Here is a 10,427-nt window from a genome sequence, read left to right as displayed (position 1 = left end):
GAACCTGTTTACGATCTGCTGCGCGTTGGCGATACGGCGTTGAAAACGCCTTCGAAATGCTCATGTACCGTGTGTACATTCCGCTTTCTTAGCCGTTTTCGCCTTGTCTCGCCTTAGCTCGCGAGATCGTAAACACGTTCTTAGAACTTGTTCAAAGTCTACTGCGCTTCGTGAAACTTGGCACGGTGAGTACCGCTTCGAAATGCTCATGTACCGCTTGTACATTCCGCTTTCTCAGCGGTTTTCGCCTTGTCTCGCTCTAGCTCGCGAGACTTTGAACAGGCTCTTAAACCCCCTCAGCGCTTGAGCTTGGCGAAGGCCGCCGCCATCGCGGTGTCGCCGGCCGGCTGCTGGCCGCGCTGGCGGTCGCCGCCGCGCCGGTCTTGCCCGCGCGGGCCGTCGTTGCGCGGGCCGCGGCTGTTGCCGGCGCCCGGCGCGTCGTCCAGCCGCATGGTCAGCGCGATGCGCTTGCGCGCCGCGTCCACTTCCATCACCTTGACCTTGACCACGTCGCCGGCCTTGACCACCTTGCGCGGGTCGTCGACGAATTTATTGGACAGCGCCGAGATGTGGACCAGGCCGTCCTGATGCACGCCGATGTCGACGAAGGCGCCGAAGTTGGCGACATTGGTGACCACGCCCTCCAGCACCATGCCCGGCTGCAAGTCCTTGATGTCCTCGACCCCGTCCTGGAAGGTGGCGGTCTTGAACTCCGGACGCGGGTCGCGGCCCGGCTTGTCCAGCTCGCGCAGGATGTCCATCACCGTGGGCAGGCCGAAGCGCTCGTCGGTGTAATCCACCGCCTTCACCGTTTTCAGGAAGCCGGAATCGCCCAGCAGCGACTTCATCTCGCGGCCGCTCTTGAGCACGATCTGCTCCACCACCGGATAGGCTTCCGGGTGCACGGCGGAGCCGTCCAGCGGGTTGTCGCCGTCGCGGATGCGCAGGAAGCCGGCCGCCTGTTCGAAGGTCTTGTCGCCCAGCCGCGGCACTTTCAGCAATTGCTTGCGGTTGCGGAAGGCGCCGTTCTGATCGCGGTAGGACACGATATTGGCCGCCAGCGTGGCGTTGAGGCCGGAGATGCGGGTCAGCAGCGGCGCCGAGGCGGTGTTGACGTCGACGCCGACGGCGTTGACGCAATCCTCCACCACCGCATCCAGCGCGCGCGCCAGCTGGCTCTGGTTGACGTCGTGCTGGTACTGGCCTACGCCGATGGACTTGGGATCGATCTTCACCAGTTCGGCCAGCGGGTCCTGCAGACGGCGGGCGATGGACACCGCGCCGCGCAGGGATACGTCCAGGTCCGGGAATTCCCGCGCCGCCAGTTCCGATGCCGAGTACACCGAGGCGCCGGCTTCGGACACCACGATCTTGGTCATGCCCAGTTGCGGATAGGCGCGGATCAGCTCCTGCGCCAGCTTGTCGGTTTCGCGGCTGGCGGTGCCGTTGCCGATGGCGATCAGATCGACATGGTGGCGCGCGCACAAGGCACCCAGCACCGCCAGCGAACGGTCCCAGTCGCGGCGCGGCTCGTGCGGATAAATGGTGGCGGTGTCCAGCAGCTTGCCGGTGCCGTCCACCACCGCCACCTTGCAGCCGGTGCGCAGGCCCGGGTCCAGGCCCAGGGTGGCGCGCTGGCCGGCCGGGGCCGCCAGCAACAGGTCGTGCAGATTGTCGGCGAACACCTTGATCGCTTCGGCGTCGGCGGCGTCCTTGAGCCGCGACACCAGCTCCAGCTCCAGCGACAGGAAGATCTTGGCGCGCCAGCACAGGCGCACGCCGTCCAGCAGCCATTTGTCGGCAGGGCGACCGGCGTCGCGCACGTCGAAGCGCGCGGCGATCAGTTGCTCGTAGGCGGAGCGTTCGGTGATCGGGGTTTCGTCCGGCTGGTACTTCAGCGTCAGGCTGAGCACGCCCTCGTTGCGGCCGCGCAACAGCGCCAGCGCGCGGTGCGAGGGCGTGGAGCGGATGGCTTCGCGGTGTTCGAAATAATCGGAGAACTTGGCGCCCTCGCTCTCCTTGCCGGCCACCACCTGGCCGGCCAGCTCGCCCTCATTCCACAGCTTTTCACGCAACTGGCCCAAGAGTTCGGCGTCTTCGGCGAAGCGCTCGATCAGGATGGCGCGCGCGCCGTCCAGCGCCGCCTTGGCGTCGGCCACGCCGGCCTCGGCGTCGACATAGGCTGCCGCGACGGCGTTGGGGTCCTGGCTAGGATCGGACAGCAGGCTGTCGGCCAGCGGCTCCAGCCCGGCTTCGCGCGCGATCTGCGCCTTGGTGCGGCGCTTGGGCTTGTAGGGGAGGTAGAGGTCTTCCAGCGTGGTCTTGTTGTCGGCGGCGTAGAGCGCGGCCTCCAGTTCCGGACTCAGCTTGCCTTGCTCGGCAATGCTGCCGAGGATGCTGACGCGGCGCTCGTCCAGCTCGCGCAGATAGACCAGGCGCTCGGCCAGGGTGCGCAATTGGGTGTCGTCCAGACCGCCGGTGGCTTCCTTGCGGTAGCGGGCGATGAAGGGAACGGTGGCGCCGCCGTCTATCAGGTCGATGGTGGCGGCCACTTGCGCCTCGCGGACGGAGAGTTCGGCCGCCAGGCGGCTGGAAATGCTTTTCAACATCGGTTTTTATTCTTTCGAGTTGAACAAAAACCGCTACTGTACCGCCATCGCCGACAAAATCAACCGGGACGCCCCATTGAGCGTCCCGGAGGGCACGGCGCAACGGCGGTGCTGGAGGGCAAGCTAGGTACCCGCCGCCACCGGGCTTTCCAGCCAGGCCTGGGCTTCTTCGGCGGTGTCGAAATACTGGGTGCGGGTATTGGACAGCAGGCCGGCGATGTGAGCGGCCAGCTTGATCCAGACGTCGCTGACCACCAGCGCCACGCGGCCGACGTGGTTTTCGTGGGCGCGCATGAATTTGACCTCTTCCACCGCCATGTCCAGCGTGAAGTCCTTCAACTCGGTCAGGTCCAGCAGCAGATCCGGCTTGGCGCATTCGGACTGACGCTTGAGCAAGGCCTCCTCCAGCAGTTTGAAGTCCGCCAGCGTGAATTCGTTGTACAGGGCCACGTCCAGGCCATAGTGTTGTTCGCGTATCGAGATCATGCCCTTCTCCATTTAACGGCGGTTTGCTTCATTGTAAATCCAGCCTGTCCGGCGCCGGCAAGCTTTTTCAGCCCTCCGCCCGAACCTGGCCCAGAGTCTTGAGCCAGGCGACAAGCCGCCCGCGGGCATTGCGGCAGGGCGAGGCGGTGTTGAACTGTATCATCCGCCCGCGCGTCCATTTGTCGTACCAGGGACGGCCGTACAGCGCCTGGTCGGAAAAACCCTCCACCAGCGCTTCCACCTGGCGCTGGCTGTCGTCCAGCATCGCGCACAGCCGGGCCCAGTCGCCGATCTCGCGGTAGTCGCGGTAGAACTTCTGCGCCAGCAGGCCCAGCTGGTTCCAGCGGTAGCCGGCGTCGGGGAAATCGATGGCCGCGCCCTCTCGCTCCAGCCGGTGCCACTTCAGCACCAGCGCCTGCCAGCCCAGCAGATAGGCCAACAGGTCCGCCGCGCTCATGCGGCTGCCCTTGGCGTGCCCGTCCAGTTCCCGGGCGAAGGCGCGCTCCGGCGGCACCCGCGCCAGCACCGCGCGCAAGCGCCGGTATTCGTCCCTCATCGCCGCCAATAAAGCGGCCTTGTCCGTCGGCACCGCCATGTTCGCCTCCCCCGCTCGCCGGGCATTGGCTACAGCTTAACGCCGGCTGGCCAGCATGCCGCTGACGATGATCAAACCCATCGCCGCCAGGCCGCCGGCGCTGAGCGGGTCTCCCCACAGGCCGACGCCCAGCAGCGTGGAGAACACCACGGTCAGGTAGGAGAGATTGGCGGCCAAGAGCTTGCGGCCCACCTTGTAGGCGCGGGTCATCGCCAATTGGGCGATGGTGGCGGTGGCGCCCAGGCCCAGCAGCAGCCAGACGTTTTCCAGCGTCACCGGATGCCAGGTTTCGAACAGCATCAGCAGCAGGCCGCCCAGCGTGGAGATCAGCGCGAAATAAAACACCACCTTCCATTCCGGCTCGCCCTGGCGGCCCAGTTCGCGCACGTGCAGATAGGACCAGCCGGCCAGCAGGCCGGAACCGACGCCGAGCAGGCCGGCCAGCCAGGCCTCGCTGGACAGCGTGGGCCGCAGCAGCAGCACCACGCCGACGAAGCCCAGCGCCAGGCCGGCCAGCGCCTGCTTGGGCAGGCGTTCGCGCAGCAGGACCACGGACAGCAGCGCCAGGAACATCGGCGAGGTGTAGTTGAGCGTCACCGCGGTGGACAAGGGCAGATGGGCGATGGCGTAGAAATACAGCAGCAGCGAGGCGTAGCCGATCAGGCCGCGCTGCACGTGGTAGCGCAGCAGGGGGGTGGCGAAGCGCTCGCGCCGCCACAGGGCCGCCGCGCCCAGCGTGACCGCGCCCACCAGGGTGCGCCAGAACACCAGCTCGGTGGAGGAGAAATACTCGGCGCCCAATTTGACGAACACCCCCATCAGGCCGAAAAACACCGCCGCCACCACCATCCAGCCCGAACCCAGGCGCCACTTTCCACTAGTCAAACCACGTTATCCTTATTCATTGTCGTTCAATCATCAGGCTCCGCCTCGAAACCGGTTCCAAGCCTCGCGAGCCAAGGCGAGACCAAGCGCAGCAAACTTTGGAAGCGGCTCAGCGCAAGGCCGCCATCAGGCCGGACCCCACAATCAAGGCCATCGCCGCCAGCGACCACCCGCTCAAAGAATCGCCCCACAGTAAGACGCCCAGCAACACGGAAAACAGCACGGTCAGATAGCCGAAACTGGCCACCAGGTATTTGCGCCCGTCCTTGTAGGCGCGGGTCATCGCCAGCTGCCCCAACATGCCGCAGACGCCGACGCCGAGCAGCGGCAGGACATTGTCCGCCGTCACCGCGCTGAAGCCCGGCCCCAAGACCAGCCAGACGCCGCCCAGCACGCTGGAAACGGTGAAGAACCAGAACACCACCTTCCAGGACGGCTCGCCCATCCGCCCCAGTTCCCGCACCTGGAACACCGCGTAGCCGGCGCTGACGCCGGACAGCAGGCCGATCAGGCCGGCCAGCCACTGCGCCGAGCTGAAAGTGGGCCGCAGCAGGATGACGATGCCGACGAAGCCCAACAGCAAGGCCAGGCCGGTGCGCGGCGTCAGCCGGTCTTTCAGCTTGACCACGCACAGCAGGGCGAAGAACAGCGAGGAGGTGTAGTTCAGCGTCACCGCGGTGGACAGCGGCAGCCGGGTCAGCGCGTAGAACAGCGCCACCATGGACGCGTAGCCGACGAAGCTGCGCTTGATGTGGCCGCGCCAATGCGGCGTCAGCGGCGATTGCCGCTTCCAGCCCATCGCCGCGCCCAGCGCCAGCGCGCCGATGGCGGTGCGCCAGAACAGCAGCTCGGTGGAGCCGAAGGCGTCGGCGCCCAGCTTGACGAACATGCTCATCAAGGCGAAACACAGCGCCGCCACCACCATCCAGCCGGAGCCCAGGCGCCCCTGGCGCAAGCGCAGTCCCAAGGCCCGCGCGCCGTCGCTCAGCGCTGGCGTCATCGCTTCAACAATTCCAGCGACAGGCAGATGGCCTCCATCTGCCGACGGTAGGTCTTGAATTCCGACGCGTTGGCGGCGCAGCGCGCCTCGGCCATGCGTTTCTTGTCCCCCAGCTGGAACACGTGCAGATTGTGCCGGACGATCCACAGCCGGTTGGAGACGAAGCGGCCGTCGCGGTATTCGGTGACCAAGCGGCCGCTGCGGCTGTTGCCGCGGGCGAAATTGGCGGCCTCGCGGTTGTCGCCCTCGCGGCGGTATTTCTGCGCCAGCCGCGCCAGGGTGTCGCCGCGTCCCGGCTTGCGCGAGAACACCTGCACATCGATGGCGGCGCGCTCGCGCTGATCGGCCTTGGGCGGCACCACGCGCAGCACGCGCTGGCCGTCCACCACGCTGGGGCGAACCTTCCAGCCCGGCGGCACATTAAAGCGCACCCGGCTGGCGGCATCGGTATAGACGGCGGCCTGGGCCAGCGGAGCCAGCAGCGCCAGCGACAAGGGCAAACAGCGGAAAAGCGTTTTGAGCATGGAATCGGGCAAACCGGAAGATAAGAGCCCGCTCAAAGTCTGCGGCAAACTTTGAACAGGCTCGTAAAAAAGGCGCGGACCTCGCCCGCGCCTTTGCATTATGACACCGCAAGCCGTCGCTTAACCAGCCAGCGCCGCGCCCATCTTGCGCCGGTAGAACTCGTGGAAGTGCAGCATGCCCTCCTCGGTGGGCGATTGGTACGGCCCCACCTCGTTCTCGCCGCGCAGCCACAAGGCGCGTCGGCCTTCGTGCATCCGGTAGCAGATTTCGTCGTCTTCCTTGGCGGTCTCGAAGTAAGCCGCCTGTTCCGCCTCGATGAACTCCGGCTCGAACCACACCACGTCCTCCGGGTAGTAAAACTCGGTCAGCACCGTGCACTGCTCCGGCCCGCGCGGCATCACCACGCTGACCACCAGCACGTGCGGATACCACTCCACCATGATGTTGGGGTAGTAGGTCAGCCAGATGGCGCCGAACTCCGGCTGCTGGTCGGCGTAGCGGCGGCGCACTTCCTCGTGCCATTTGCCGTAGACGCGGGAGCCCGAGGTGGCCAGCTGGTTTTTCACGCCCACGGTCTGCACATGGTATTGCGCGCCCCACTCCCACTTCAGATCGCCGCAATCGACGAAATTGCCGAGGCCAGGGTGGAAGGGATCGACGTGGTAATCCTCGGAATACACTTCGATGAAGGTCTTCCAGTTGAAGCCGTACTCGCTCAGATGGCTGGAATGGTAGGCGTAGCCGTCAAAGCTCATGTGCTTGGCCACGCCCAGGTTTTCCAGATCGCGCGCCACATTGCGGCGCGCGTCGAACAACAGGCCGTTCCAACGCGTCAGTTCCGTCTGGTTCAGGTTCAGGCACGGCGTCTCCGGAAAATGCGGCGCGCCCAGCAAAGTGCCTTCGGCGTCGTAAGTCCAGCCATGCAGATTGCAGACGATGTGATTGCCGTTGCCGCGGCCTTTGTAAATAACGGCCTGGCGATGGCGGCAGACATTGGAGATCAGCTTGATCCGGCCATCCACATTCTTGAGCATCTTGCCGTGGCCCATCCACTCCAGGGTCTGATAATCGCCGGCGTTCGGCGTCATCAGCTCATGGCCATAGTAGATGGGCGCGTCTCCAAACAGCAGCCGCTGTTCCTGAGCGTAATAGGCAGGATCGAAATAGGTATAGACGGGTAGCTGAGCGGCAGAAGCTTGAAGCAACTGCGCGGAAGCCAGATCAGACATTATTCCCACACCTCCGTGGTAGAAGATATAAGACCAGCCGAATCTCGCTTGAAACGAGTTTGCGGGACTATCAAAAACAATCAACAAAAACAAGGCCGAACCTTGCGACCGAGGGGCGGATTATGCCCCCGCCCCCCCACCGGGGCAAGCCTTTCCTCTCTGCTGGAAGCGGGTTTTTGGCGTAAAAACATCAGCTTGCCATACCCAATTCATACTTAGAAAAATATTTTTGATTGAAATCAAAGCTTTATCATTCACGCTGCAATGCAACATTAGAGTTGCTTAATTCATGATGTTATAATCGCCGACATCGCCGCAGCCCGGCCTTGGGGCTTTGCCCCATCTGGACTGTAGCCGATATGCCGCCAGTTACAATGCCTGCCGCGTAAAAGCAGGCGCAGCCATGCTTTTCACCGGCGTGCCGCCGCGCTGACGTCGGCTTCCGGCAATGCTATACCGATTGAAAAGCCGCGTCCGCCGCTGCGGGAATCCATCCCCGCCGCCGCTGCCGCAAGCTCGGGTCCCATGGCGACAAAACCGCTGATTTTTGCCTAAATGCCGAATTTAACGACTCATCGCGCCATGCGCCTGCAGCCTGCGACACCGCTCGGTCGGTGCCGGACCGTCATTCGCGACCGCTCCCGCCGCGCGTCACCGGAAAGCCTCTGAACACATGCAAACCTTTTTCCTCGCACCCATCGGCTTCAACGCCGGCCTGACCTCGGTGGCGCTGGGCGCCATCCACAGCCTGGAGCAAGCCGGCCTGCGCGTCGGCTTCGTCAAACCCATCGCCCAGGGCGCGGACCCCAAGGAGCCGGAACGCTCCACCCATTTCGCGCGCGCCATCTGCCGGCTCAATCCGCCGGAACCGATTCCGATGGAAAGGGTGGAGCACCTGCTGTCCAAGGGCCAGGTGGATCAATTAATGGAGGAAGTGGTCAGCCTGTACCAGCAGGCGGCCAATCAGGTGGACGTGGTGCTGGTGGAAGGCCTGGTGCCGGATCAGAAGCAGGTGTTCTCCACCTTCCTCAACACCAAGATCGCGCGCAATCTGCAGGCGCAGACCATTCTGGTCAGCGCCGCCGACAACCTGGCCAGCCACGAGATCGCCGAGCAGCTGGAAATGAGCATCCAGGCCTTTGGCGGCGGCCAGGGCGGGCAAGTGGCCGGCTACATCCTCAACCGGGTGCCCAAGGACCAGAACGCCCAGGACATCGCCACCGAGGTGCTGGAAAGCGGCAGCCTGATGAAGAAGGTGCGCCTGCCGCTGCTGGGCGCCATCCCGCACGAGCCGGAGCTGCTGGCGCCGCGCACGCTGGACGTGGCCAACCACCTGAAGGCGCGGCTGCTGCACGCCGGCCAACTGACCAGCCGCCGCGTGCGCACCATGGTGGTGACCGCCCGCACCGTGCCCAATATCGTGCACCTGCTCAAGCCCGGCGCGCTGATCATCACCCCGGGCGACCGCGAGGACATCGTGCTGGCCACCGCGATGGCGGCGATGAACGGCGTGCCGCTGGCCGGCCTGTTGCTGACCTGCGACTCGATGCCGGACCCGCGCATCATGTTGCTGTGCCAACAGGCCTTCACCGGCGGCATGCCGGTGATGGCCAGCGAATCCAACACCTTCGACACCAGCAGCGCGCTCAACAATATGAGCTTGCAAGTGCCGTCCGACGACCGCGAACGCATGGAGCGCGTGATCGAATTCGTCGCCGAGCACCTGAACGTGGCGCCGCTGAAGCAATACATCGGCGCGCCGCAAGAGCTGCGCCTGCCGCCGCCGGCCTTCCGTTACCAATTGATGGAAAAGGCGCGCAAGGCGAATAAGCGCATCGTGCTGCCGGAAGGCAACGAGCCGCGCACCATCCAGGCCGCCGCCATCTGCCACGAGAAGGGCATCGCCCGCTGCGTGCTGATCGGCCAGCGCGCCGAAATCCTGCAAGTGGCCGAGGCCCAGGGCGTGACGCTGCCGGAATCGGTGGAAATCATCGACCCCAACGAGGTGCGCGGCCGCTACGTGCCGCCTATGGTGGAGTTGCGCAAGAGCAAGGGCCTGAACGCGCCGATGGCCGAGCAGCAGCTGGAAGACAATGTGGTGATGGGCACCATGATGCTGGCCTTGAACGAGGTGGACGGCCTGGTGTCCGGCGCGGTGCACACCACCGCCAACACCATCCGTCCGGCGCTGCAGCTGATCAAGACCGCGCCGGGCGCCAGCATCGTTTCCAGCGTGTTCTTCATGCTGATGCCGGAACAGGTGCTGGTTTACGGCGACTGCGCGGTGAACCCGGACCCGGACGCCGAGCAATTGGCCGACATCGCCATCCAGTCGGCGGACTCCGCCGCCGCCTTCGGCATTCCGCCGCGCGTGGCGATGATCTCCTACTCCACCGGCTCCTCCGGCAGCGGTTCCGACGTAGAGAAAGTGCGCGAGGCCACCCGCATCGCCAAGGAAAAGCGCCCGGACCTGCTGATAGACGGCCCGATGCAGTACGACGCCGCCAGCGTGGAATCGGTGGGCCGGCAAAAAGCGCCGGACAGCGCGGTGGCCGGCCGCGCCACCGTCTTCGTGTTCCCGGACCTGAACACCGGCAACACCACCTATAAGGCAGTGCAGCGCTCGGCCAACGTGGTGTCGGTGGGCCCGATGCTGCAAGGCCTGCGCAAGCCGGTCAACGACCTGTCGCGCGGCGCGCTGGTGGACGACATCGTCTACACCATCGCGCTGACCGCGCTGCAGGCGGAGCAAGGCGAGGCCTCTTAATCCCCTCTTCCCCAACCGCCTGCCGCCCGGCAGGCGGTTTTGCCGTTCCGCGCAACACCGCCCCTCCCCTTTGCCGCCCTGTCCGGCCATGCCATTGCGTTAATTCAAACAATTGTTTTACATTGGAGCGCCATTAAGAAGCTGTTCAAAGTCTCGCGAGCAAGGGCGAGACAAGGCGAAAACTAGCGAAAAAGCGGAATGTACAAGTGGTACATGAGCATTTTGAGCTGGTTTTTAACGCCGTATCGCTGAAGCGCAGCAGACTTTGAACAGGTTCTAAGAGCCGCACAACAACAAGCTGCGTCCGCAGCCGCGTCTACAACGCATCAGA

General features: G+C 64.7%; 8 protein-coding genes. 1 reads left to right on the top strand and 7 read right to left on the bottom strand.

The window, feature by feature from the left end; all coding sequences use genetic code 11:
* Window positions 1-296 precede the first annotated feature (296 nt).
* The 7 genes from VK98_RS18555 to VK98_RS18525 all read right to left on the bottom strand — a co-directional run bounded on the left by VK98_RS18555 (window position 297) and on the right by VK98_RS18525 (window position 7,329).
* Window positions 297-2,609: a Tex family protein gene (locus VK98_RS18555; protein ID WP_048415457.1), complete on the bottom strand. Its 2,313-nt coding sequence runs from the start codon at window positions 2,607-2,609 to the stop codon at window positions 297-299.
* Between the two features lie 123 nt (window positions 2,610-2,732).
* Window positions 2,733-3,095 (bottom strand): STAS/SEC14 domain-containing protein, encoded by a 363-nt coding sequence (locus tag VK98_RS18550; protein WP_048415463.1) that lies wholly within the window; start codon window positions 3,093-3,095, stop codon window positions 2,733-2,735.
* 67 nt (window positions 3,096-3,162) lie between these two features.
* Window positions 3,163-3,690 carry a ClbS/DfsB family four-helix bundle protein gene (locus VK98_RS18545; protein ID WP_048415456.1) on the bottom strand — a complete coding sequence of 176 codons (528 nt, stop codon included), beginning with the start codon at window positions 3,688-3,690 and terminating at the stop codon, window positions 3,163-3,165.
* 36 nt (window positions 3,691-3,726) lie between these two features.
* Window positions 3,727-4,539, bottom strand: coding sequence for a DMT family transporter (locus tag VK98_RS18540; protein WP_048415455.1), 813 nt, complete (start codon window positions 4,537-4,539; stop codon window positions 3,727-3,729).
* Between the two features lie 145 nt (window positions 4,540-4,684).
* On the bottom strand, window positions 4,685-5,575 hold the full coding sequence (locus VK98_RS18535; protein WP_048415454.1) for a DMT family transporter: 891 nt from the start codon (window positions 5,573-5,575) through the stop codon (window positions 4,685-4,687).
* Window positions 5,572-6,099, bottom strand: coding sequence for a hypothetical protein (locus tag VK98_RS18530; protein ID WP_048415453.1), 528 nt, complete (start codon window positions 6,097-6,099; stop codon window positions 5,572-5,574). The genes VK98_RS18535 and VK98_RS18530 overlap by 4 nt, the downstream gene beginning before the upstream one ends.
* A gap of 120 nt (window positions 6,100-6,219) precedes the next feature.
* A complete protein-coding gene (locus VK98_RS18525; protein ID WP_048415452.1) occupies window positions 6,220-7,329 on the bottom strand; it encodes an aromatic ring-hydroxylating dioxygenase subunit alpha in 1,110 nt (369 codons plus the stop codon).
* 673 nt (window positions 7,330-8,002) lie between these two features.
* Here VK98_RS18525 and pta point away from each other — a divergent pair.
* Window positions 8,003-10,096 (top strand): phosphate acetyltransferase, encoded by a 2,094-nt coding sequence (pta, locus tag VK98_RS18520; protein ID WP_048415451.1) that lies wholly within the window; start codon window positions 8,003-8,005, stop codon window positions 10,094-10,096.
* The last annotated feature ends 331 nt before the right edge of the window (window positions 10,097-10,427 follow it).

Source organism: Chromobacterium sp. LK11 (assembly GCF_001043705.1).
Lineage (GTDB): Bacteria > Pseudomonadota > Gammaproteobacteria > Burkholderiales > Chromobacteriaceae > Chromobacterium > Chromobacterium alkanivorans.
This window is presented reverse-complemented; position numbering and strand designations above follow the sequence as displayed.